This window comes from Ruegeria sp. BG9, from assembly GCF_056538305.1.
Window position 1 is genome coordinate 200376 of sequence record NZ_JBQFSY010000010.1, and the last position, 22537, is coordinate 222912.

Consider the following 22537-nt stretch of genomic DNA (forward strand, 5'->3'; position numbering starts at 1 on the left):
CGCAGGAGAAATCACCCATGCCGGAAGGCTTAATCATCCGTCCGCTTGAATTGAAAGACAACGAAGAGTGGCGGCGCTTATGGACGGCATACTTGGATTTCTACGAGACCTCTGTCTCAGAAGAAGTCTACGAGGTTTCGTTCAACAGATTGTTGTCAACAGATGCAGGTGAATACAATTGCCTCATCGCTGAGTTAGAAGGGAAACCGGTTGGACTAGCGCACTACCTTTACCATAGGTTCATGTGGTCGGTGGAGGATACCTGTTATTTGATGGATCTCTTCGCTGATCAGCAGGTTAGAGGAAAAGGTGTTGGTCGAGCTCTAATCGAAACTGTCTTCCAGATCGCCAAGCAGGACGGTGTTCCGACCACCTACTGGACAACTCAAGAATTTAATTATCCCGGTCGAGTTCTGTACGACAAAGTCGCTAAGAGAACGCCATTTATAGTTTATGAAAAAGATGAATAATTGGTAGCGACTTGCCAGAAAAACTCGTCTTAGCGCTGGTCTTGTCAGAAGAACTTGTCTTGAGGCAGGCAGGACGGTTGCGTAGCTTTTGCCCATGACCAAACCTGCCTCTTTCAAGTACTTCAAAACCAGTCCCGAGGTCATCCGCCTTGCGGTGATGCTGTACATCCGTTTCCCGCTCTCGCTTCGAAATGTCGAAGATCTGTTGCACGAGCGAGGCATCGACGTGAGCCACGAAACCGTCCGATATTGGTGGAACAGGTTTGGTCCAATGTTTGCAGCTGAGATCAGACGGAAGCGTGTTCAGCAGTTGCGCGCGTTCTCCAAATGGAAGTGGCACGTGGACGAGGTTTTCGTGAAGGTGAATGGCAAGAGACACTACCTCTGGCGGGCCGTCGATCACGAAGGCGAGGTACTGGAAGCCGTCGTCACTAAACACCGAAACAAAGCTGCAGCACTGAAATTTCTCAAGAAATTGATGAAACGGCACGGTTGCGCCAAGGAGGTCGTCACAGATCGCTTCGCTTCCTACAAGGCTGCGCTCAGAGAAATAGGCGCGTTCGAAAAACAACAGACGGGCAGGTGGCTCAACAACCGCGCCGAGAATTCACACCTGCCGTTTCGACGACGCGAACGCGCGATGCAGCGTTTCAGGCGCATGCGAAGTCTACAGAAATTCGCCTCCGTCCATTCCTCCGTCTACAATCACTTCAACCAGGAAAGATCGCTAGCCAGTCGAGACACCTTCAAGCTGACCCGCGCCGCCGCTCTTAGCGAGTGGCGTCAGCTTTGTTCCGGATAGGTTCGCGGTTTCCGCGGCAAACTGAGACTGGTTCGAATTCGTCTGACAGCACCCGTGATAGGTTGTCTTCATCCCCGGTAAGCATGCTGATGTTCTCCAACTTCCCGGCGCTCGGCGAGCGCTTGGCGCACGATCTGGAAAGCAGAAGAAAGAAACAGCGTTGCCATGATCGCTGCGACAATCAGATCTGGCCAACCGCTTGCCGTTCCCCAGACGCCCAAGGCCGCAAACATAACGGCCACATTGCCGATGGCATCGTTCCGCGAACAGAGCCAGACAGAGCGGACATTGGCATCGCCGTCTTTGTAGCTGACAAGCAACAACACACTGGCAAGGTTTGTAGCCAGTGCAAGAGCTCCGATTATGCCCATGATCTCAGCTTCAGGGACGCCGACATAGAAGACGCGGTATACGGTCGATCCGAATACCCAAAGGCCCATCAAAAGCAAGCTCACCCCTTTGGCCAAAGCTGCATTGGTGCGGGCGCGAACTGAGGCACCGATCACAGCGAGCGAGATACCATAGGTCAGTGCGTCGCCGAGGAAGTCGAGAGCATCAGCCTGAAGCGCCTGTGACTTTGCGTAGTGACCAGCGGTCATCTCGACTACGAACATCGTCGCGTTCAACGCAATGACGATCCATAGCCGCCTTTTGTAATCATCTGACACGCCATCGAACTTGGCGTCATGCCCACAACATCCTGACATTGGAAAGCCTTTTTGAATCTGTCTTGATCATAGTGTAGTGCCTCTAGTGACTAGAGGTTCAAGAGGTATTTTCATGTTTTCCATCGGAGAGCTTTCAAAGCGCACGAAAGTCAAAGTTCCGACCATCCGCTACTACGAAGAAATGGGGCTGCTGGCAGAGCCGGAACGTACAGCTGGCAACCAGAGGCGTTACACAAATGAGGGTCTGGAACGCCTGAGCTTCATCCGTCATGCGCGTGATCTTGGCTTCTCCATAGAAGCGATTTCTTCGCTGATCGAGTTGCAAAATCATCCGGACCGGTCATGCGAAGCCGCCACCAAGATTGCCGAAGGTCAGTTGTCCGAAGTGCGAGCGAAGATCAAAAGGCTAAAGGCGCTGGAGAATGAACTGAAGCGTATTGCTCAAGGATGCGACGGTCGTGGCGTAGTAGAAGACTGTTATGTCTTGGCTTCGCTTGCAGACCACGACCTGTGTGATCAAGATCACTGATCCCAAAAGCGGACATCAATTAAGTGATCATAATCGGCAGCTTCGTCCGCAGAGCGGTCATTCAGACGGAACGCAGCGAACGACCGCTCTGAGCGCGTTGTAGCCCAAAGCCGATTAATTTCCGACGGTACAGCTTAAGCCCAAAAAACCCTTGACCGACCATAAATGTAGCGACTGCTTTGTCCGCAGTGGGTAAGTTCGAGCAGGTCAGTTAACTCGCGGGCGCAGCGAATGTCTGGAAAGCGGGCTGCGACCACAGCATCGCGACACTGTACTGAACGTCAGGATTGGGCCGTTCACGAGGGTCTGAGATCGTGCTGCGCTTGCGAAGTGCGGTGCTCGACCAACGACCGCAATGCGCAGATAGCGGCCGTATAGGGGCGCAAGGCGAACGGCGGGAAAGTCCGCAATGCAGTCATTGAGCGTAGGTGAGCGAACGTCTGCCTCGAGCCCCTACCGGTCATTGCCCACCAGATGATCTGCTGCAGGCGCATCCGGCAGGTTGCAGCCCGAAGCGGACCTTCGCAACCAAGCTTTGCTAACTCCGAAATACACAACGAAACGGCCAGTTGCAGAGGTTGTATCGGCGGTGGCAACCAACCATTCATGTCGTCGACTAACCTGTTCAACGTCGCACTACAACTTCTCCGAACTGATCCCACGAGGACCTAATCTTCGAAGCGTTCATTTGGCTCGACCACATTTACTTGCTTCGGAACTTGGTCGGTGTCATTCCGGTCTGACCTCGGAAAAAGCGAGTGAAATGGGACTTGTCAGAATAGCCGAGCATCAGTCCGATCTCTGCAATTGTCATCTGGTTTTGTTTGAGGTGCTCCTTGGCGACATCGATACGCAGCCGTTTGATTTCGCGCGGTAGCGTTGTGCCTTGTTTTTGAAGCGCTTTCAGAAACCGTTCCGGTTGTATTCCCAGCATTCCAGCCACCATCTCTGGTCCCAAATCGGTTTCATCCAGTTTGTCGCGTAAGACAGATCGCAAAGCTGCCACCACGGTTACTTCTTCATCTTGTCGAAGTGATGCTATGGGCTTGGCAGAACCCTCAGAGACGTGGTGCAAAAACAACCATTCCACAGGAAAACTAATTTGCATTCCGGGATCAGTCCCAAGGCCAACCTCGATCCCTTTGTAGTCGATAGGCAGCCCATTGATGTATCTGCTTTCCCATCGCACACGGGAAGAGTCCCAGGAATCTCCGACGACGGTCTGCAATAGGCGTACATAGATTGCGGCACCAAAACCGGTCACCTGAATGGGTGGGACGGTTGGTTCCTGTTGCCTCTCGATACGATAAGTCGCTTTGTCTGCTTCAATGACAAGGCTGTGCCGCACAGAATTGGACTCCTGCGGCACGAGCTCAACAAAGCGGGTAAAAAACTCGAACAGCGTTTTTGTAGATTGCAAGGCTTGAGCGAAGGGCGGCCATCCTTGTAGGTCAAACGCTTCCCCTACATTCAGTCCTAGGTATCGATCCCCTGATACTTCTGAGAAAGCATTTACCAAGCCGTAAACCAACTCGGAGTGAACGTACACGGATAGGTTAGTCATCAGTTCAGCTTTCAAGCCGACCTGATCCAATGCTGGTTGCGGATTGATCTTACGTTCGGTGAGATATTGCAGAAAGGGAGCGGCTAAAGAGAGGCGAACAAAGCCCTCGCTATGCTCTCGGGAGGTGGAGTTGAAAGGCAAGCTCATAACCCTTGTTGGATTAGCTTTAAGAAGTGGCCATTTTTGCAGTCACATTCGTACATCCTAATTCAAAAGGGGCAACCGAGCCAATGAATTCCAGACTATAGTTGGCAAAACATGAATATGAAGGGAGTACTTATGTCCGGCTTACGAATGTCTCTTTGCTCGACGGCAATTGTCGCGGCAGTTCTTTCTTTTTCGGCGACCGCGCAGGCTCAGGATCAAGAAGAACCCCAAACGCTGTTTACCAACGTGCATGTCTTCGACGGTGTGAATGAGCAACGCATTGAAAATGCCAGTGTTCTGGTCGAGGGCAATCTGATCAAGTCCGTCTCAACCGATGCCATTGATGCGCCGAGCGCGACGGTTATCGACGGCGGTGGGCGCACTCTGACACCGGGCTTTATAGAGAATCACGCGCACCTGATGCTCATGGGGCCATCGATTGCCGAGATGGAAACCAACTCGACCTGGGAGGATTTCGCCATCCACGGGACCCGGATGGCCGAAATGTACCTGATGCAGGGCTTCACGACCGTTCGCGATGCCGGGGGCGCTGGCGGCGGGCTGCGGCGCGCAATTGACGCCGGCCAGATCGTCGGCCCCCGCTTTTATCCTTCCGGGGCATTTCTCGGAACACGTGGTGGTCACGCCGATTTCGCATCCTTCACATCTCCGCCGGGTGGGGTGACCAACTTTGGGACTCTGAATATGGCCCAACAGGTCAACGGTGTTGACGAAATTTACATGTATGGCCGCAACAACCTGCGCATGGGTGCCACGCAATTGAAGTTCATGCAATCAGGTGGGGTGATTTCGGCATTCGATCCATGGCAGTTGCTCGCCGGTTCGAAAGAAGAGATCGAGGCCGCTGTTCAGGTTGCCAACGAGTACGGCACCTATGTCATGGCACATTCCTACCGCAAAGAAGCGATCATCAATGCCCTGAATGCAGGGGTCAGAACCATTGAACACGGATTTCACTTTGACTGCGAGATTTCTGCTTTGATGAAAGAAAAAGGAGCGTACATCACGACGAACATCACAGCATTTGATCCAGGCCTACTTGATGTTCCTTCCGTGAAAAACAACCCCAACAGTTTGAGGAAGGCCAAATCGGCCTCGGCGACCTTCGAAGCCTACATTCCAAGTATGAAGGAATGCCCGGCGCCGCGCGGTTTCCAAACCGATTGCGTCGGCTCGGTCGAAGCGTGCAACATCCAGATCGCCTACGAGAAACATCTGAATAACCATTTCTTCGGCCCCTATGCGTCGATGGTAACCCTAACTTCGGTAGGTGGCGAGATCGCGGCACTTAGCGGTGATTTCATGAACCCCTATCCGGAAGGCAAACTGGGTGTGATCGAAGAAGGCGCCTATGCCGACATCCTGCTGATAGACGGCAACCCCCTCGAAGACTTCTCTGTCGTTGGAACAGGCGATCAGTGGTTCGGTGCGGACCCGAGGCCGGACAGCCCGGAAACAATCCGCCTGATCATGAAGGACGGTGTGATCTACAAAAACACACTGGATTGACCAGATAAAGCAGCCGGAGAGCATTCATGCGAAATTGGTTTTGCTCCGCAGTATTCGCAGGGTTGGTTTTGTGCGGTTATGATGCTGCGGCGACGCCTGGAACCGCGTTGGACTGGGCAGATCTGCCAGATCCGTCTGCGCAGGTCTTTGATGACCCCTATCGTGAACTCAGCCCCGAACAGTTCGACGATGTTCTTTTCGTTGTGCGTATACGCGGCAGGTTGCAGCAGGAGGTTGGCAGCGCCGAAGAACGGCAGAAATGGCAATTGCTTTTAGCAGAGACCGAAGACGCCTTGGTGTCAGACGGAATTGACGTCGACTGGTTACTCGATCAGCGCGAGGTTGTGACTGAACGTCGAAGAAAGGCTGGAACGAGCGGAAACCCGCAATTCGACGGCAGAACAATCACACTCGCGGGCTTTGCCATTCCTGCTCCAAGCGATCCGGACGGCCGGCCTGTGGCGTATTTGGTGCCAGAAAGAGGGATGTGCAGCCACATGCCTCCACCTCCGCCTAACCAGATGATCCGTGTGCGGTTGAACGGGGACTGGGCGCCTAGCTATTTCCACGAACCCGTTCGGCTGACAGGCACGCTGACTATCGATCCTTCCGTTCATAATATGATGGTTGTGGATGGCCTCATGCCTATGAATGCGACTTTCCAGCTAGAGGCGGAACGTGTCGAAACTCTGGAAACCGAGGCAGACAGGTTGGAATGGAAGCAGCGTGCTGCTGATCTCATCCGCGCGGCAGGAAATCGCAAGACCGGTGGGGCACAGGCGTCAAAATGATAAGACTTCTGGTTGCCGCATTGAGCATTGCATTTGCTGGCGCAGCGTCGGCTCAGGGACTATCCGGGCCATCTTCAGTCGAAGCCGATCTTGCGCCCGGAGACGGGCTCACCGATCCGCAATATCGTTCCGATTTTCCACGCAACATCGCACCGGGTTGGTTTCAGTGGAAAGACCGACTGGCTGAGGGTGGTTTTCGGTTCAACATTGACTACCTGGCATTGGGCCAAACCACGGATGCTGATCTGGGAACCGGCGAAGCAGCCAGCGGAATTGCGCGGTTCTACGGCAGTTGGCAGGCAACTGAACGGGGGTCTCTGACATTCAAGATCGAAGACAGGCACAGTTATACTGACGTTGCTCCGCAATTTCTCGGGCTGGATGGCGGAGCCCTTTCAATCACGGGAACAGCCTTCAATGACAACGGTTTGCTTCTGACCAATTTGTTCTGGACCCAAAGGGCTGAGAATGGGTCGTGGGCGCTGCAAGTCGGCCAGATTGATGTAACGGACTTTGTGGATATCTACGGGTTGGTAAGCCCCTACAGTGGTTTTCAAAACCTGTCTTTCAATACCAACCCGACAATCAACACGCCCAACCAAGGCCTTGGTATTGCCGGTGGGGTAAAGCTGAGCGAGAACCTCTACGCCGTTGCCAGCGTATCAGACGCAAACGCCGACCCGTCCGATCCAAACTTTGATGTGTTTAGCGACGGCAATCTCTTCAAGTCGCTCGAACTTGGGTACACGTCCGGCTTTGATCGCATCTACTTCGACAATATCCATCTGACCCTCTGGCATGCGGATGCGGCTGACGATGGCAGTCGAGCAGAAGATTACGGCGCAGCGTTTTCCGCCGCATGGTTTGTTGACAATAAATGGATGCCGTTCTTCCGTGCAGGGGCCTCGAAGGGAACCGCAGCGCTTTATGAACGGTCGATTTCTGCCGGTCTCGGTTACTATGGTCGCAACACCGATTTGGCCGGTCTGGGCCTAAACTGGGCCGAAGCAAGAGGCATAGATGGCGATCAGTTCACGCTTGAAGCTTTCTACCGCTTTTCAATCTCACCCGGACTGCAGATCACGCCATCGGTACAATTCATTTCCGACCCGCTTCTAAATCCCGATCAGGACCGGATTACCCTGTTCGGTCTAAGAACCCGGATCGTTTTCTAATGCGGGGTGAAGGCAGTCACTAAGGGGTGTGCCAAAGGGCAACTAAGAGAGATCAAGCGCGTGCCGGAATTTTCAACGCCGGTCGAATGAAGTTGGGAAGCAAAGGAACAATCTATGAAGATTGCATACGGAATTCTTGCAGCCTTAGCAGTTGTGTTTTTCATCCTTGGAGGCAGCGATGCCCATGCCAAAGACAACAAGGGTAAAAAGCCGAACAAGGGGGGCAAGAACGGTGATGTCAGCATTCAGATAGAAGACAAACCCGGCAAAGGCCCAAAAGCTGTACCACCTGGACAGATCAAGCGCTACACGCGCGGTGCCAAGCTCCCATCTGACCTGGAGTTCGAGGATATTGGGGACCTTTCCAAATGGAAGCTGGGGGAGCCCGGCAAAGGAAACCGCTACATTCAGGTCGATGGCGAAGTCCTCGAAGTTACGAATGATCTGTCTACTGTTGTCGATGCCGTCGGCATCGTCGGTGATCTTCTCAACTAGACGAAAGTACGATGTTTCAGGGCAAGAACTACCTCGTTTGCCCTGACGCTGGCCGGGGCGATCATTTGTGAACCCCGGCCCAAGTTCAAAACCCGGATCCGAGGTGCTACGATGATAAAGGCCCTTCTTGTTCTTTTTGCGCTTGCTACCTTTTCGTCAGCACGCGCCCTACTCGCTCAGGAAAACGGTGCAACTGAAGTCCCGCAAACAATACGCTTTGAGGGCTATGTATAGCCCAGTCGCGAAGCAGAACTGTCGCCTTTGGTGGACAATGTGGTCAACCGGACTTTGCAAAGTCTGCTTTCTGCGCCTTCCCGAAATTCGGATCTGACCAGGTTGCAGGTGCGGCGAAGGGCAGTTTCGTCCGCAGAGCGGTCATTCAGACGGAACGCAGCGAACGACCGCTCTGAGCCCAAATCAGACATTTCAAAATTCGAATTTGTTTGTCATGGATCAAGGCGCCGAAATTAAGTGCACCGTAGTCTTCTCGGTCTTGTCAGAAGAACTTTGCTTGAGCGGGGCAGGGTGGTTGCGTAGCTTTTTTCCATGATCAGACCTGCCTCATTCAAATACTTTAAAACCAGTCCCGAGATCATCCGCTTGGCGGTGATGCTGTACATTCGTTTCCCGCTCTCGCTTCGGAATGTCGAAGATCTGCTGCATGAGCGAGGCATCGACGTGAGCCACGAAACTGTCCGATATTGGTGGAACAGGTTTGGCCCGATGTTTGCTGCTGAGATCAGGCGGAAGCGTGTTCAGAAACTGCGCGCATTTTCGAAATGGAAGTGGCACGTGGACGAGGTTTTCGTGAAGGTGAATGGCAAGCGGCATTATCTTTGGCGGGCCGTTGATCACGAAGGTGAGGTGCTGGAAGCCGTAGTCACCAAACGCCGAAACAAGCGGGCGGCATTGAAATTCCTCAAGAAATTGATGAGCCGGCACGGTTGCGCCGATGAGATCGTCACAGATCGCTTCGCTTCCTACAAGGCTGCGCTCAGAGAAATGGGCGCGCTCGAAAAACAGCAGACGGGCAGGTGGCTCAACAACCGCGTTGAGAATTCGCACCTGCCGTTCCGAAGACGCGAACGCGCGATGCAGCGTTTCAGGCGCATGCGAAGTTTACAGAAATTCGCCTCCGTCCATTCCTCCGTCTACAACCACTTCAACCAGGAAAGATCTCTCACCAGTCGAGACACCTTCAAGCTGACCCGCACCGCCGCTCTTAGCGAGTGGCGTCAACTTTGTTCCGGATAGGTTCGCGGTTTCCACGGCAAACTGAGACTGGTTCGAATTCGTCTGACAGCACCGCACCGATGTCGAAGTCAGAGAAGCAGGCAGTGTCAGACGCCCAGTCTAATTCACAGGCTTGTTTCTAAAAGCAGCCGCCTCCGCGCGCCGGGGTTGTCCGGAAGTACCAACGCCGAATTTGCTGCGAAACGGCCCGTATAGGGACCACTGAACAAAACCCGCTGGTCTTGAAACGGCGCAAGGTTCAGGTTTCTTGCAAAACTGTGCCCCAATCCGGCGATCCGAAAACCGGGAGCCGCACTGGTTGGTTCCAACCAGCCTTCGACGGATAGTGATTTGAGCGGCCCCGCAGCGCCGGTAAAGCGGTCAAATTCAATTTTCTGCGCGTCCATCGTGCCCTTCGCCGGATTAAAGTGCCCGAGAACCGTCGCAAATCGCCCGCTTTGCCCCAAGGTCGTTGCTCCGCTGGAAAGCTGCACACCCGAGACATAGCCGCGACCAACCGTTCCTGCCACCAAATCCAAAAGGCCCGGAGCCTTGGAAATGCGACTGGCAACAACTGTATCCCCGCGCCACAAACCAGAAACAGCCACTCGGTCTCCAATGCCAAACCCCGTGATCCGCGTTTCTACGAAAACAGCGACACCATTGACTGCTAGCGTGCCCTCGCTGGGGTCAAACGCGGTCACCGCCCCGACAAGCGGGTAAGTCAGCTCGACTCGCCGCGCGATCACCTTGCCCGAGGCAAAACGCTCGGCCTCAACTGTCAGGCTGTCCCCCGCACGTAACTGATCAACGGGCAAAGGTCCAAATCGCGTCTCGACGCGGGTCTGTTCGTCTGTTTGAACGGTCTGACCGGCTAGGATCAAACTGCCAAAATCTACCAGAACACCAACAATCCCAGTGCCCCCAAGACCACCTTCGACATCGCGTTTTGTCGACTGCGCCCACCCCGCGCCCGGCAATAGAGTTGCGCACAACCCGGAAGACATGAATGTTCTGCGATTGGGGCGACAACTGGTCATCGTAGTAAACTCACTCTTCTTCGTCTTCTCGATAAAAATAGATACCAAATCGAAAACGGTGTGTGGCCGACTTTCTTTCGTGGTCGACCTGTTGATATGAGGCGGCCTCTTGCGCCACTTTGCGCAGCGCCTCTGCACCGGTCTTGCGGGCCTCAGCCTCGAGCGCGTCCAATGATGTTTCTGCAAGGCAGTTGAAGAATGCGGCCCTTTCGAAATGAGGCGGGGTCTCAGCCAAAAGGTTATCGACCGCGGCCTCCATATGATCACCAAGGTTACGGGCAAAAAAATCGAGCTTCTGATCCAGATCTTCGGGGCCGAAAACGGCCTTGGGATTAAGCGTAAGGAAAGCGTCGTCATCGGTTACAAGACCCTGACGCTGAAGTTCGTCTAGGATAGTTCTGGGGCGAATGTCGCGGTTGGTTTGGGCGGCCAGCTGATCAAACTCGGCCCGAGTCATCGGCCTTGGAAGGCCCGATTCATCCGTGAGTTTCGGATCAGTCATCCAGCGTCCAACAACAGTCGCCAGTGTAGAAACGCGCCGCTGAACCGGTTTGATGTCGGACGTATCATGGGCCCGCATCGCCTTGACGTCGCGACGATGAACACCTGTCATCACGCTGACCCGACTGTCCGTTGCCTCAAGGCCCAGCTCTTCTAAGGCAGTGTCCACATAGCTTTGTTTTACAAAGCGGTAGAGCTGTGGCGCGGTCATCCCCTGCGCAATCAGCGCACGCGTCAAAGGGCGCAATAGCGCCTTGATCGCATGTTCGAACAGAACCGACTTGGTAAGAGAATGCTTGCCGCTCATGATGAAACACTATGGCTTCGTGTGAAAAAATTCCACGCCTCCCCTTGTCATTTTTCAGCATCGCGACATTTCGTCCGTCAACTGTGTGAAAATTACACACGCAATTTGGACACACCCGGAGGAACACGTGATGGCGACTTACAAATTTACCGCTTTTGAGAATGCAGACCTTTTTGGGTCAGGACGCATCGAACTGAACGCGGAATTCACGTTGCCACTCAGCCCGACGGTGGAAGTTTCGGTCTCGGACAATGACGAGAACCTTTCAGGCGATGCGAGGTTCAATGAATTCGGGGATGACTTGTCTGGGCAAACCGCAACGCTGACCAGGGCCGATAGCGACGAGACCGTCGGCTACAACGGCCGGATCTACGCCGAGAACGTGTGGGAGCTTTCGGGCGACGATGGTCAGATTTACAAGCTGGTGGAAGTCGAACAACCCGGTTTTTTGCCTGACAATTTCACCTTTCTTGGCAACGTTCCTCCTGCAGGCACGTCTTTGACAGTTGTCAGCGCGTCGAACGTCAAAGGGGCCGGTTTGGCGTATGACGATCTTGGCGCAGGCGATATTCCGCCCAACATTGTTGACATCGCGGCCGGGTCGGATGACTTCAACATCCTGGTGATGGCGCTGCAGACGGCCGGTCTGGATGGCCTCGTGCGGGATGCCGACGACATCACCGTCTTTGCTCCGACCGATGCGGCCTTCACGCAGCTGGCGGTCGATCTGGGCTTTGACGGAGACACAGCCGACGAAGGCGCTGTCTTCGGCTTCATCGCCGGCGCGCTGACCGATCTTGCCCCAGACGGAGACCCGATCCCGCTGTTGCAGAACATCCTGTCCTACCACGTCTCTCCCGGTGCCAAAACGGCGGCCGAGGTCGATGCTGCGGATCAGGTCACGACCCTGCTGGATGGTGCGACTTTCGGCTCGGAGGGCACTGAGCTGGTCGATAACGAGCCCGATATCGACAACCCCAACATCGTTGGACCGGACATCTCCGCCTCCAACGGCACGATTCAGGTCATCGACCGCGTCCTGCTGCCCATCGACATCCCGGGCAATGAGCCCAACATCGTGGACATTGCGGCCGGGTCGGATGACTTCAACATCCTTGTGATGGCCCTGCAAACGGCCGGTTTGGACGACCTCGTGCGGGACGCCGACGACATCACCGTCTTTGCTCCGACCGATGCGGCCTTCACGCAGCTGGCGGTCGATCTGGGCTTTGACGGAGACGCAACCGACGAAGGCGCTGTCTTCGGCTTCATCGCCGGCGCGCTGACCGATCTTGCCCCGGACGGAGACCCGATCCCGCTGTTGCAGAACATCCTGTCCTACCACGTCTCTCCCGGTGCTAAAACGGCGGCCGAGGTCGATGCGGCGGATCAGGTCACGACCCTGCTGGACGGTGCGACCTTCGGCTCGGAGGGCACTGAGCTGGTCGATAACGAGCCCGATATCGACAACCCCAACATCGTTGGACCGGACATCGCGGCCTCCAACGGCACCATTCAGGTCATCGACCGCGTCCTGCTGCCCATCGACATCCCGGGCAATGAGCCCAACATCGTGGACATCGCGGCCGGTTCGGATGACTTCAACATTCTTGTGATGGCGCTGCAGACGGCCGGTCTGGACGGCCTCGTGCGGGATGCCGACGACATCACCGTCTTTGCTCCGACCGATGCGGCCTTCACGCAGCTGGCGGTCGATCTGGGCTTTGACGGAGACACAGCCGACGAAGGCGCTGTCTTCGGCTTCATCGCCGGCGCGCTGACCGATCTTGCCCCGGACGGAGACCCGATCCCGCTGTTGCAGAACATCCTGTCCTACCACGTCTCTCCCGGTGCCAAAACGGCGGCCGAGGTCGATGCTGCGGATCAGGTCACGACCCTGCTGGATGGTGCGACTTTCGGCTCGGAGGGCACTGAGCTGGTCGACAATGAACCCGATATCGACAACCCCAACATCGTTGCACCGGACATCGCGGCCTCCAACGGCACGATTCAGGTCATCGACCACGTCCTGCTGCCCATCGACATTCCCGGCAATGAGCCTGTCGAGCCCACCGATCCGACCCTTGCGGGAATCGTCGCGGCAAGCGGGGGGGTCTTCGACGACGATGCGACAGATTTTGACATCCTGTTCAATGCGGTTCAGGCTGCAGGCCTGGTCGAAGCCCTTGACGATCCTGATGCCAGCCTCACCGTTTTCGCTCCGAACGATGCCGCCTTCGTCGCGCTAAGTCAGGCCTTGGGCTTTGAGGGAGGGGATGAAGCAGGCGCGTTCGACTACCTGGTAGAAGCTCTTGCACTTCTGAATGGAGGCGATCCAATCGGACTCTTGCAGAGTGTTCTGCAATACCACGTAGCCCCCGGCGAATTGGGCTCAGATGAGGTGCTGAACGCAACCTCGATCCAGACCTTGCTGGATGGCGCCACGCTTGGCGTCGATGGCACGACGCTGGTGGATGCGGATCCCGACATCGCGGATCCGAATCTGATCGCAACGGACGTACCGGCCAGCAATGGCGTTGCACATGTGCTGGACGGCGTTCTTCTACCGGCAGATTTGCTGCAATCCGACGGTTCAAATGACGTTGATTTCGTGATCAAAGGCGATCAGTCAGACTTCGTTCGGACCGGACGTGACAATGATTTCGTCGACGGAAATGGCGGAAATGACAAGATCCTGCTGGGCCGCGGTGACGATGTCGGTTTTGGGGGTCTTGGGAAAGACAAGGTATTTGGTGGGCGCGGCGATGACAGCCTCTACGGCGACGAAGGGGCCGACTACCTAAGCGGTGGCAGGGGCGATGACATGATCACCGGCGGGGCCGACGATGACCTGTTGGCTGGCGGTCTTGGTGCAGACACGTTCATCTTCAACGCAGGCGATGGGCATGACAAAATTCTAAGGTTCCAGCAAGGACAGGACACAATCGATCTGTCCGGTGCCGGGATCTCGGGCTTCGACGAGCTATCCGATATGATCGAAACATCCCTGTTCGGTGCTACAATTCACCTTGGAGAAGAACAGAGCATCTACGTGCAGGCCTTCAACCTGGATCTGGATGAAACCGACTTCATTTTCGCCCCAAGCGCGTACGACACAATCGCATAAGGGCCCAAACGAACTGAAAATGTGCCCGTTTGGATCCAACGGGCATTTTTTCTGATCAATAACTTTCGGGTGGCGTGTGGACCACGCGTGCCAGCCAAAAGGTAAGGGCGCGGGTGGTTTTCTAGCCGCTTTGCGTGCCGTCATCATCGTACTGCGGCATGTTCGTTTCTAGGATGTCGTCTAGCGGATCAGGCTGGGGCTGATCATCAGGCAGAGTATGCGGATCGTCAGGCCGCGGACTTTCGAGAATATCCGGCGCAACATAAGGAAGCGCGACCAAATCAAGGCTTACGACACACATCCCGACCGGGTCCAAATACAGGTTGATCTCGTGAGCTCTAGATGAGATGGTATCTCGGCCTCGTCACTTAACCCGATGGAGGCAATTTAGGGGTTTACCAGCGCGCCTGCCGCATCTTCTGGGGTCTTGTCAGAAGGACTTGCCTTGCGGCGGTTAGGGGTTTTGCGTAGCTTTTGCCCAAGACTAATCATGCCTCCTTCAAGTACTTCAAAACCAGTCCCGAGGTCATCCGCCTTGCGGTAATGCTGTACATCAGATTTCCACTTTCGTTGTGGAATGTCGAAGATCTTCTGCATGAGCGCGGGATCGATGTCAGCCATGAAACCGTCCGCTATTGGTGGAAAATGTTTGGTCCGTTTTTTGCTGCTGAGATCAGTCGGAAGCGAGTTCAGCAATTGAGAGCATATTGCAAATGGAAGTGGCACGTGGACGAGGTTTTCGTGAAGGCGAATGGCTAGAGACACAACCTCTGGCGAGCCGTTGATCACGAAGGCGAGGTGCTGGAAGCCGTTGTCACCAAACGCCGAAACAAAGCTGCAGCACTGAAATTCCTCAAGAAATTAATGAAGCGGCACGGTAAGGCGGAAGCCGTCGTCACGGATCGCTTCGCATCGTATCGGGCCGCTCTCAGAGAGCTTGGCGCTACCGAAAAACAAAGGACGCGTAGGTGGCTCGACAACCGCGTCGAGAACTCGCACCTACCTTTCCGACGACGCGAACGCGCGATGCAGCGTTTCAGGCGCATGCGAAGTTTGTAGATATTCACCGCCGTCCACTAGTCCGTCTACAACCACTTCAACCAGGAAAGATCGCTAGCCAGTCGAGACACCTTCAAGCTGACCTGCGCCGCTTCTCTTGGCGAGTGGCTCAACTTTGTTCCGGATAGGTTCGCGGTTTCCGCGGCAAACAAAGACTGGCTCGAATTCGTCTGACAGCACCATCCAAAACCTATGAGCTGTTGGTGGCATGGGCCTCTGCTTTGAATGTCTGCTCCGTCCGCAGAGTGCTTGTTCGGATCTACTGCAACGAAGGTCCGCTTCGAGCATAGAATGGGCACTTGGTTTGGTCGGCGACTTTTCCCACCGCGAAGGCTGTGCCTTGGCCGGCAATCGAATGTCCCTCATCAACGGAAATTAGCTGGTTTGGCCCATTTGTGGTATTCTTCTGGTATCATAAAGGGGGGGGAAGACATGACTGCTAAATCACCAAGTGAGCTTCGCGATCTTGTTCATGGCGCCGTCTTCACGCCGGAAGACGATGGCTATGAAGACGCCCGCAGCGTTCATAATGGCATGATCGACAAGCGTCCTGCAGTGATTGTTCGTGTGGCGAATGCTGGCGACGTTATGATGGCGGTAAGATATGCGAGCGACAACGATCTAAAGCTAGCCATCAGAGGTGGCGGGCATAGCGGGCCGGGTTTCGGTACCGTAGATGATGGTGTGGTCATCGATTTCTCTGGGATGCGTGGAGTAAGGGTGGACCCTGTGAAACGCACGGCACGGGCTGAGGCGGGCGTGACCTGGGGCGACATCAATGCCGCTACACACGCGTTCGGACTTGCCACTCCCGGTGGGATTATCTCGACAACGGGTATAGCCGGTCTGACCCTTGGTGGCGGTGTGGGCTATCTAACCCGCGGCTTCGGTCTTTCGGCCGACAATCTGATTTCGGTGGATGTCGTGACGGCCGATGGCAAATTGGTGATCGCGAGCGACGAAGAAAATGCCGATCTGTTCTGGGCGATCCGAGGCGGCGGCGGGAATTTCGGCGTATGCACCTCGTTTGAATATCGGCTGCACCCGGTCGACACGGTCTATTGGGGGCCAATGTTCTATGAAGTGTCCGAGACCGAAAACATCCTGAAGTTCTTCCGCGAGTACATCAAAGACGCGCCGGAACAGATGGGTGGATTTCCGGCGTTCCAAGTTGCTCCCCCGCTCCCGTTTATTCCTGAGGACCGACACGGAGATATGTTTGTCGCACTTGTAGCTTGTTGGGCGGGTGACCCTGCAGAGGGTGAAAAGATGTTCAAGCCCTTCCACGACGTTGCAGAAGTCAAGGCAGAACATGTTGGCCCGGTACCGTTCCCGGCAATTAATGCGGCATTTGACGGTCTCTTCCCAAAAGGGATCCGCCAATATTGGAAGGGCAACTACGTCAAAGAATTGACCGACGCGGCTATTGCTGAGCATGTAAGACACGGACCGAACGCCCCGGGTGTCAGCGCCTCGATGCACCTTTATCCGATTGATGGCGCGTGCAAGCGAGTCGCACCCGATGCGACCGCTTTCGGGCATCGCGATGCAAACTTCTCGATGGTGATGTTGGCTGCTTCGAATGATCCTGCGGATGACGAAAAGAACATCAAATGGGTACGTGATTATTCTGATGCCTTGGCGCCGCATTCCGAACAGGGAGGCTACATCAACTTCATGGACGATGATGACGGAGATCGGGTGAAGGCTAACTATGGTACGAACTACGACCGGCTTCTCTCGATCAAGCGGCAATATGATCCTGGCAACCTGTTTAGCGTGAACCAGAACATCGTGCCGTAGCTGGCATTTAGCAGGATTCGACGCACCTAAAACGCCAAGTGGAGTCTCGTCAGATTAACTGTGCTTAAGCAGGGCAGCGCGGTTGCGCAACGTTTGGGAATGACCAGACCTGCCTCTTTCAAGTACTTAAAAACCAGCCCTGAGATAATCCGCCTTGCGGTGATGCTGTACATCCGATTTCCGCTCTCGCTTGGGAATGTCGAGGATCAGGTGCATGCGCGAGGCATCGACGTGAGCCACGAAACTGTTCGATATTGGTGGAACAGGTTTGGCCCTATGTTTGCTGCTGAGATCAGACCAAAGCGTGTTCAGCAACTGCGCGCGTTCTCCAAATGGGAGTGGCATGTGGACGAGGTTTTCGTGAAGGTGAATGGCGATCGGTATTATCTTTGGTGGGCTGTCGATCAAGAAGGCAATGTGCTTGAAACCGTTGTCGCCAAAGGCCGAAACGAGGCTACAGCAGTGAAATTCCTTGGGAAATTGATGAAGCGGCACGCTAACCTGGAAACCTTCGTTACGGATCGCTTCGCCTCACACAGAGCCGTGCTCAGAGAAATGGGTGCACTGGAAAAACAACAGACGGGCAAGTGGCTCAACAACCCTGCTGAGAACTCTCACCTGCCGTTCCGAGGAAGAGAACGAGCCATGCAACGTTTCTGGAGTATGCGAAGTCTACAGAAATTCGCCTCCGTCCATTCCTTCGTCTACAATCACTTCAACCAGGGAAGATCGCTAGCCAGTCGAGACACCTTCAAGCTGACCCGCGCCGCCGCTCTCGCCGAGTGGCATGAACTTGCTGCGTTAAAAAAGGCAGCTATACTGGCCTAGCTGAGACTGCTTCGAGTTTGTTTGATAGCAACTCCCGACACGACCGAGATCAACAGCCTTCTGGTGATGGAGTTTGCGCTGGTCTACGCCAACGACTGGTTCATGTTGCCTCTGGCTATGCTTGCGGGATCTGTTGCAAAGCTGCTTGGACTAAACGTGACAAACGTCTTTGGCGAACGGCTCTGGATCGAGGCAGCAGGCAAGGGCGGTGATCAGGATTGGCAGCGCTGGTCGATGTACGACCTTGCCACACGCGGCCCCAACGACATTCCCGCCGATAACAGCCTCCTTTTGATCCCCTCGGCCCCGAAAATCCACGAAGGGCGCCCGCTGGAGGCGGCAGAGCTGATCCGCGATGAGATGACAACATGGTTTGGGGGATCGAGACCTGTGTGCCGTTTCCTGAGCCAACCGATCCTTTGGAAAACGACGCCGCTTGGCGCTACCACGTCATGACTCGCGTGCCCGAGAACTGGATCCCGTTTATCCCGGTGCATGTGCCGGGCAGCATCCGCGAAATCCAGCTGCGCCGCGCTGCGATACCCCGCCTGATCGACGATGACCCGATCCCGCCGGAGCCCATCAGGTCGCGCAGCGACCTGCTGCGTCACAATCTTGGCAGTGGCGATCCCTACGATATCCACGAAGAGGAAGTCCCGCGCGCTGGGATCGAGGTCAGTCAAAGCTTCTAGCGGACCCGCTTGTATGGTGGTGCGGTTTTCACAAGGTTTGGTGTGCGCAAGCAAACAGGGCGCGGCGAAAAATCAAGTGGCCTTCGCTTTGATCAACTTCGCCGCAAGCGCCGATCGACCTGACCGCCGCTTGCCCGCTCGTGTCAGCCCTTTGGCTTGTCGATCCTTAGGAGCGTTGCTGCTGATCCACTGACCGAACCATCCTCCTGACGCTGGATCATGACAATCTCATATTCGCCAGGCTCTGCTTCTCCGGTCTGAATGCCCCCGATGATCATCGGCACCAGTCGCCCCGGGCCCGCGCAGATCGGTACCCTGATGCGATGCAGCGGCGACAACAGGATGACCTCGCGCCCGTCATGCACACCGCGTCGCCACGGCGGACGCATAGGCGGGCGAACGGCGGTCAAAGTGTCGTTGATCACTGACGGAAGACGACCGGTGATGCGATCGCGCAGCACTTTGTTTTCAAACAGTTCAGACATCCTCAGGAGTCGGCCCAGCCGGTCAATTTCAATCCGGAATGGTGTGTCGGGGCCCTGATCCTCGCCCCGCAACACCTGGCGGGTCAGCGCCGGATCCATGAGATCAAGGAACAGCTGGACCTGTCGGGGCAGACGGCCCCGGTTGATCTCGACATGGACGCACTTGGCCCGGTTCTCGATATTGCCGACAATAGCAATCGCGCGGAAATCAGCGCCCGGCGCGGTATCTGCATCGACGATCGAGATGTTTTTCTGCGCCAGGTTGTTGTCGTCCCAGACGTGATTGCCAGTTGGTGTCGGCCCATCATGGGGCGAAATTTCCGCCAGAAGGCACGGGTGCCAGTTGACATCGCCGCCCGCCGTCGGGACCGTGGCCGGCGGAACAAGCCCCGCAGGCCAGGGCACAACGACGGTTTGGTCCGCCCCGGGGGAAACTCCCGTCACCTTGGCCTCTCCAATGAAATAGGTGCCGGGCACCATAGGCGAGGGCAGGGGATCACCTGGCCCGTTGGTCGGTTGCCAACTGGTCGGATAGGTGAACTCCAATCCCGGGAAATGCGCGATTGAAATGCGGACCCATGCATCAAGCGAGGCTGTGGTGCCATTGTTGGCGACGCGCAGACAGATCCAGTTCTGTTGCCCGCGGATCGGCGCCTGATGCGGCCCGGCGACGGCATAGCTGGCCGGGAAGGCCGCCGGATCAGTGTCTGGGTCAGAGGTCCGGCACCAGATATCAGGACTGTTCCAGAACTGGCCGATCGTTGCGACCGATCCGCTGTCGGACAGGTTGTCGCGGATGACAAGGTCTCGGTTGGCCATGTTGTCGATAGCGCCCTGCACAGCCGCCGCAGCATCAAGCCGTCCATAGCCGTACCAGCCGCTTCTGACCGGCGCCAGACCAGAGGTTACCGACGGGTCGCCATTGATATCAAGCCATTGCCCGGTGGGATCGGTATTTGTGGGATCAAGCTTGATCGCGGTGTCACGCATGATTTCTCGCGCTTCGATATGGGTCAGTCTCGGATCTGCAGACAAAACAAGGGCGCCGATCCCGGCTGCCAGCGGCGTCGCCGAAGAGGTGCCGCCAAAGTTGTTCTTGTGATTGGCCGGGCCAGTCACAACAACGTCACCTGAGGCGTGATCATTCATCAGGCCGCCTCCCCACCCAGAGAAGCCACCGACCCAGCCCTGAATAGTCAGGGTGTTGGTCCCTGCGTTGACCGCCGTGACCTGGGCCGGTTCGCTTCCCACCGCGCCAAACGGTCCAAGATGAATAACCGCATTGACGGCAAAACCTGCGGTACTGGCAACGGTAATTGTCGTGGCGCCAGCACTAGCCGCTGCCGTCAGCGTGGTGGTTGCCGTAATCCGACTTGGTAGGTTCCCCGCGCCCAGATGCGCCGAGGACCAGGGCATGAACCCGGTATTGGGGTTGTGAATCGTTCCCAGCGCATCCTGCGAGGGGGTACAAAAATCAATTGGACCCCAGCCGGAATAGGGCCCCCGGATCTCGGTAGTGCCGTCATCATCCAGCGACGATGCCGCAATCGCGATGCACTTTTCATACGCCCCATAGGGCCGCCAGGTAGTGATGTTCATGTTTTGGTTGCCGGTCGAGAAGAAACAAAGCGTCCCCTTCCCGCCGCGCCCAAAGGTTGTGACATAATCCAGCGCGGCCTGCGCGGTGCCCGAAAGCACTGACCCGGCCCCTGGTGTCAGGCTGCAGGTGATGACATCCGCGCCCTTCGCCGGAGGTGCGGCCGGAAACCCCGCCAGCGGACTTTGCGGATCGAAACCGGCCATCCAGATATACTGGTCAGCCACCTCGATATCGACGTAAGGCAACCGACCCGCAACCAGCATGGTCTGCACATTCGGAGCTGACCCAACCACGCCCCTGGCCCCGAAGGGAGTCGGATTGTTGGCCATCGCGACTGACACGCCCGCAACACCTGAGCCGTGATCGTCCCAAGGCGCATCATTGTTGGCCACCATCAGTTCAAAATCGAAACTGGCCAGGACTTTGGGCTGGCCGTTCGACAAGGTCCCGTCATAGTCCGAGTTGGTGGGCACTCCACCTGCTGTTTGCGTGCCGGAATCCCACACAGCCAACAGAATATCGGGGTCGCCAAAGGTATCCAGCCCTGCGTCCTGAAGGTTCTGCCATGCGTCCTCCAACCCGATCAGTTGGCGGTCCCAAAGCCCTGGCCAAAGGGTGTCGCCGGGGGTGATCGCATCAAGCTCGGGCGAGACCACGACGCTGGGCTCGGCCCATTCCACATCCTCGCGCGCGGCAAGCTTTTCGATCACATCCAGCAGCTCATCGGGGCTGCCGTCCCACTCAAGTACAAAGGCACCATCGGCATAAACAAGCCCGCGCTGGACGCGCAAGCCAAACTCGCGGGCGATCTTGCGAACCTCTTCAATCCGTGGGCCGGTGAACTTGACCACAACTTCACGGGTCAGAAAGCTGAACCCGCCTTCCCGGGTTTGCACCACGATACCGACATGTTCGACAGTCTCGGCGCGGGTCAGTTGGGCAAGGGCCTCACCACGGTTTGCTGACCCGACCCGAAACAGCCGCATCCCTGCCCGACGGGCCAGGTCAGGGATCTTCTCAACGGCCATTCCAAGGTCAGCGGCGATATCGTCGGCTTCGCCACCCTGATCGCGAAACTTGCGATCAAGTACCACACCGATCAGGTCCGGATCTGCGGTGATCGGTACCCGGACTTTGCCACGAAAATAAGTCCGCGCACCTTCCTCCCCCAGAATAAAGATCTCGTTGTTTTCGCCGTCGCCGACAAGGGCGCCACGTACCTGTTTTTCCATACCTGATTGCGTAACGGTCAGCGTCACCGGCCCCGGTTTCAGCTTGCGGGCGATATAGTGACCTGTGGGCTTGTCAAAAGGGACACTAACCTCTTCACCATCCTGACCACCGGTTCGCACCACAACCTTGGAATTCGGCTGAACCTCGTCTTTGGCGTTTACCACTAGAATACGCAAATAGGCGGGAACACGCTTGTCTTCTGACATCGGGAAAACTCCTTGCAAGAATTGGCCGTTTTGGCCATAATAATTTGAAAAATATACATAAAATTATGTTCATTAGACCGGCTAAAATGCGCCGATCTGTTCCAATAGCTTATCACAAGTCACGACGATTCTCAATCTTGTCGCCTGCCACCCGTCACGGTCAGGGGCCGGTTCGGCGCTGCTTCAGCGCCCGGGCAAAAAACGCCTTTGTCGCGGGCGCGCGATACGGCGTTTTAGGCGCATGCGAACTTT

Annotated in this window: 19 protein-coding genes and 1 pseudogene; 14 read left to right on the top strand and 6 right to left on the bottom strand. The window is 55.9% G+C overall.

Going from position 1 to position 22537, the window contains the following annotated elements:
* Positions 1–17: 17 nt before the first annotated feature.
* Both ACR0I8_RS18045 and ACR0I8_RS18050 read left to right on the top strand, forming a co-directional pair.
* Positions 18–470 carry a GNAT family N-acetyltransferase gene (locus ACR0I8_RS18045; protein WP_170353132.1) on the top strand — a complete coding sequence of 151 codons (453 nt, stop codon included), beginning with the start codon at positions 18–20 and terminating at the stop codon, positions 468–470.
* Between the two features lie 94 nt (positions 471–564).
* Positions 565–1272 (top strand): IS6 family transposase, encoded by a 708-nt coding sequence (locus ACR0I8_RS18050; RefSeq protein WP_170692020.1) that lies wholly within the window; start codon positions 565–567, stop codon positions 1270–1272.
* A 68-nt stretch (positions 1273–1340) separates the two neighbouring features.
* Here the strand turns inward: ACR0I8_RS18050 and ACR0I8_RS18055 are convergent, their stop codons facing one another.
* Entirely contained in the window at positions 1341–1979 is a 639-nt protein-coding gene (locus ACR0I8_RS18055) for a cation efflux transmembrane domain-containing protein (protein WP_170343051.1), read from the bottom strand.
* Between the two features lie 73 nt (positions 1980–2052).
* Between ACR0I8_RS18055 and ACR0I8_RS18060 the strand changes: the two genes are divergently transcribed.
* Positions 2053–2469, top strand: coding sequence for a MerR family transcriptional regulator (locus ACR0I8_RS18060; protein ID WP_170343053.1), 417 nt, complete (start codon positions 2053–2055; stop codon positions 2467–2469).
* 703 nt (positions 2470–3172) lie between these two features.
* Here ACR0I8_RS18060 and ACR0I8_RS18065 read toward each other — a convergent pair.
* The gene (locus tag ACR0I8_RS18065; RefSeq protein ID WP_170689385.1) at positions 3173–4180 is read right to left on the bottom strand and encodes an AraC family transcriptional regulator; all 1008 of its coding nucleotides are present in this window, start codon (positions 4178–4180) and stop codon (positions 3173–3175) included.
* 132 nt (positions 4181–4312) lie between these two features.
* Between ACR0I8_RS18065 and ACR0I8_RS18070 the strand changes: the two genes are divergently transcribed.
* The 5 genes from ACR0I8_RS18070 (at position 4313) to ACR0I8_RS18090 (ending at position 9425) form a co-directional block, all read left to right on the top strand.
* Positions 4313–5710: an amidohydrolase family protein gene (locus tag ACR0I8_RS18070; RefSeq protein WP_170337131.1), complete on the top strand. Its 1398-nt coding sequence runs from the start codon at positions 4313–4315 to the stop codon at positions 5708–5710.
* A gap of 26 nt (positions 5711–5736) precedes the next feature.
* Complete coding sequence (locus ACR0I8_RS18075) at positions 5737–6501, top strand: DUF3299 domain-containing protein (RefSeq protein ID WP_170412886.1); 765 nt, start codon at positions 5737–5739, stop codon at positions 6499–6501.
* Positions 6498–7676, top strand: coding sequence for a carbohydrate porin (locus ACR0I8_RS18080; RefSeq protein WP_170337128.1), 1179 nt, complete (start codon positions 6498–6500; stop codon positions 7674–7676). The genes ACR0I8_RS18075 and ACR0I8_RS18080 overlap by 4 nt, the downstream gene beginning before the upstream one ends.
* Positions 7677–7790: 114 nt before the next feature.
* On the top strand, positions 7791–8171 hold the full coding sequence (locus tag ACR0I8_RS18085) for a hypothetical protein (protein WP_170412890.1): 381 nt from the start codon (positions 7791–7793) through the stop codon (positions 8169–8171).
* 546 nt (positions 8172–8717) lie between these two features.
* A complete protein-coding gene (locus ACR0I8_RS18090; RefSeq protein ID WP_170692024.1) occupies positions 8718–9425 on the top strand; it encodes an IS6 family transposase in 708 nt (235 codons plus the stop codon).
* Between the two features lie 104 nt (positions 9426–9529).
* Here ACR0I8_RS18090 and ACR0I8_RS18095 read toward each other — a convergent pair whose 3' ends face one another.
* On the bottom strand, positions 9530–10411 hold the full coding sequence (locus tag ACR0I8_RS18095) for a DUF5666 domain-containing protein (RefSeq protein ID WP_170692026.1): 882 nt from the start codon (positions 10409–10411) through the stop codon (positions 9530–9532).
* A gap of 43 nt (positions 10412–10454) precedes the next feature.
* Positions 10455–11252 (bottom strand): DUF6502 family protein, encoded by a 798-nt coding sequence (locus tag ACR0I8_RS18100; protein ID WP_170692028.1) that lies wholly within the window; start codon positions 11250–11252, stop codon positions 10455–10457.
* 130 nt (positions 11253–11382) lie between these two features.
* Here ACR0I8_RS18100 and ACR0I8_RS18105 point away from each other — a divergent pair, with 130 nt between their 5' ends.
* Positions 11383–14379: a fasciclin domain-containing protein gene (locus ACR0I8_RS18105; protein ID WP_480703460.1), complete on the top strand. Its 2997-nt coding sequence runs from the start codon at positions 11383–11385 to the stop codon at positions 14377–14379.
* Between the two features lie 387 nt (positions 14380–14766).
* On the opposite strand, the gene ACR0I8_RS18110 is transcribed toward ACR0I8_RS18105, so the two are convergent.
* On the bottom strand, positions 14767–15000 hold the full coding sequence (locus ACR0I8_RS18110; RefSeq protein WP_480526683.1) for a hypothetical protein: 234 nt from the start codon (positions 14998–15000) through the stop codon (positions 14767–14769).
* Between ACR0I8_RS18110 and ACR0I8_RS18115 the strand changes: the two are divergent.
* The 5 genes and pseudogenes from ACR0I8_RS18115 (at position 14908) to ACR0I8_RS18135 (ending at position 18761) form a co-directional block, all read left to right on the top strand.
* A pseudogene (locus tag ACR0I8_RS18115) lies at positions 14908–15566 on the top strand (IS6 family transposase). The gene ACR0I8_RS18110 and the pseudogene ACR0I8_RS18115 overlap by 93 nt on opposite strands.
* A 304-nt stretch (positions 15567–15870) precedes the next feature.
* Positions 15871–17241 carry an FAD-binding oxidoreductase gene (locus tag ACR0I8_RS18120; protein ID WP_170693238.1) on the top strand — a complete coding sequence of 457 codons (1371 nt, stop codon included), beginning with the start codon at positions 15871–15873 and terminating at the stop codon, positions 17239–17241.
* 99 nt (positions 17242–17340) lie between these two features.
* Positions 17341–18069 (top strand): IS6 family transposase, encoded by a 729-nt coding sequence (locus tag ACR0I8_RS18125; RefSeq protein ID WP_170693240.1) that lies wholly within the window; start codon positions 17341–17343, stop codon positions 18067–18069.
* 21 nt (positions 18070–18090) lie between these two features.
* A complete protein-coding gene (locus ACR0I8_RS18130) occupies positions 18091–18525 on the top strand; it encodes a hypothetical protein (protein ID WP_480703462.1) in 435 nt (144 codons plus the stop codon).
* Positions 18522–18761 (top strand): hypothetical protein, encoded by a 240-nt coding sequence (locus tag ACR0I8_RS18135; RefSeq protein WP_170693244.1) that lies wholly within the window; start codon positions 18522–18524, stop codon positions 18759–18761. The genes ACR0I8_RS18130 and ACR0I8_RS18135 overlap by 4 nt, the downstream gene beginning before the upstream one ends.
* A 143-nt stretch (positions 18762–18904) precedes the next feature.
* Here ACR0I8_RS18135 and ACR0I8_RS18140 read toward each other — a convergent pair whose 3' ends face one another.
* A complete protein-coding gene (locus ACR0I8_RS18140) occupies positions 18905–22285 on the bottom strand; it encodes a S8 family serine peptidase (RefSeq protein WP_170693246.1) in 3381 nt (1126 codons plus the stop codon).
* Positions 22286–22537 lie beyond the last annotated feature (252 nt).

Bases quoted from the DNA above. Each gene is read 5' to 3' on its own strand.
- ACR0I8_RS18100 (WP_170692028.1), bottom strand. From the start codon at position 11,252: ATGAGCGGCAAGCATTCTCTTACCAAGTCGGTTCTGTTCGAACATGCG.
- ACR0I8_RS18090 (WP_170692024.1), top strand. From the start codon at position 8,718: ATGATCAGACCTGCCTCATTCAAATACTTTAAAACCAGTCCCGAGATC.
- ACR0I8_RS18125 (WP_170693240.1), top strand. From the start codon at position 17,341: ATGACCAGACCTGCCTCTTTCAAGTACTTAAAAACCAGCCCTGAGATA.
- ACR0I8_RS18095 (WP_170692026.1), bottom strand. From the start codon at position 10,411: ATGTCTTCCGGGTTGTGCGCAACTCTATTGCCGGGCGCGGGGTGGGCG.
- ACR0I8_RS18080 (WP_170337128.1), top strand. From the start codon at position 6,498: ATGATAAGACTTCTGGTTGCCGCATTGAGCATTGCATTTGCTGGCGCA.
- ACR0I8_RS18110 (WP_480526683.1), bottom strand. From the start codon at position 15,000: ATGGCTGACATCGATCCCGCGCTCATGCAGAAGATCTTCGACATTCCA.
- ACR0I8_RS18055 (WP_170343051.1), bottom strand. From the start codon at position 1,979: ATGTCAGGATGTTGTGGGCATGACGCCAAGTTCGATGGCGTGTCAGAT.
- ACR0I8_RS18135 (WP_170693244.1), top strand. From the start codon at position 18,522: ATGACTCGCGTGCCCGAGAACTGGATCCCGTTTATCCCGGTGCATGTG.
- ACR0I8_RS18140 (WP_170693246.1), bottom strand. From the start codon at position 22,285: ATGTCAGAAGACAAGCGTGTTCCCGCCTATTTGCGTATTCTAGTGGTA.
- ACR0I8_RS18070 (WP_170337131.1), top strand. From the start codon at position 4,313: ATGTCCGGCTTACGAATGTCTCTTTGCTCGACGGCAATTGTCGCGGCA.
- ACR0I8_RS18120 (WP_170693238.1), top strand. From the start codon at position 15,871: ATGACTGCTAAATCACCAAGTGAGCTTCGCGATCTTGTTCATGGCGCC.
- ACR0I8_RS18060 (WP_170343053.1), top strand. From the start codon at position 2,053: ATGTTTTCCATCGGAGAGCTTTCAAAGCGCACGAAAGTCAAAGTTCCG.
- ACR0I8_RS18075 (WP_170412886.1), top strand. From the start codon at position 5,737: ATGCGAAATTGGTTTTGCTCCGCAGTATTCGCAGGGTTGGTTTTGTGC.
- ACR0I8_RS18045 (WP_170353132.1), top strand. From the start codon at position 18: ATGCCGGAAGGCTTAATCATCCGTCCGCTTGAATTGAAAGACAACGAA.
- ACR0I8_RS18065 (WP_170689385.1), bottom strand. From the start codon at position 4,180: ATGAGCTTGCCTTTCAACTCCACCTCCCGAGAGCATAGCGAGGGCTTT.
- ACR0I8_RS18085 (WP_170412890.1), top strand. From the start codon at position 7,791: ATGAAGATTGCATACGGAATTCTTGCAGCCTTAGCAGTTGTGTTTTTC.
- ACR0I8_RS18105 (WP_480703460.1), top strand. From the start codon at position 11,383: ATGGCGACTTACAAATTTACCGCTTTTGAGAATGCAGACCTTTTTGGG.
- ACR0I8_RS18050 (WP_170692020.1), top strand. From the start codon at position 565: ATGACCAAACCTGCCTCTTTCAAGTACTTCAAAACCAGTCCCGAGGTC.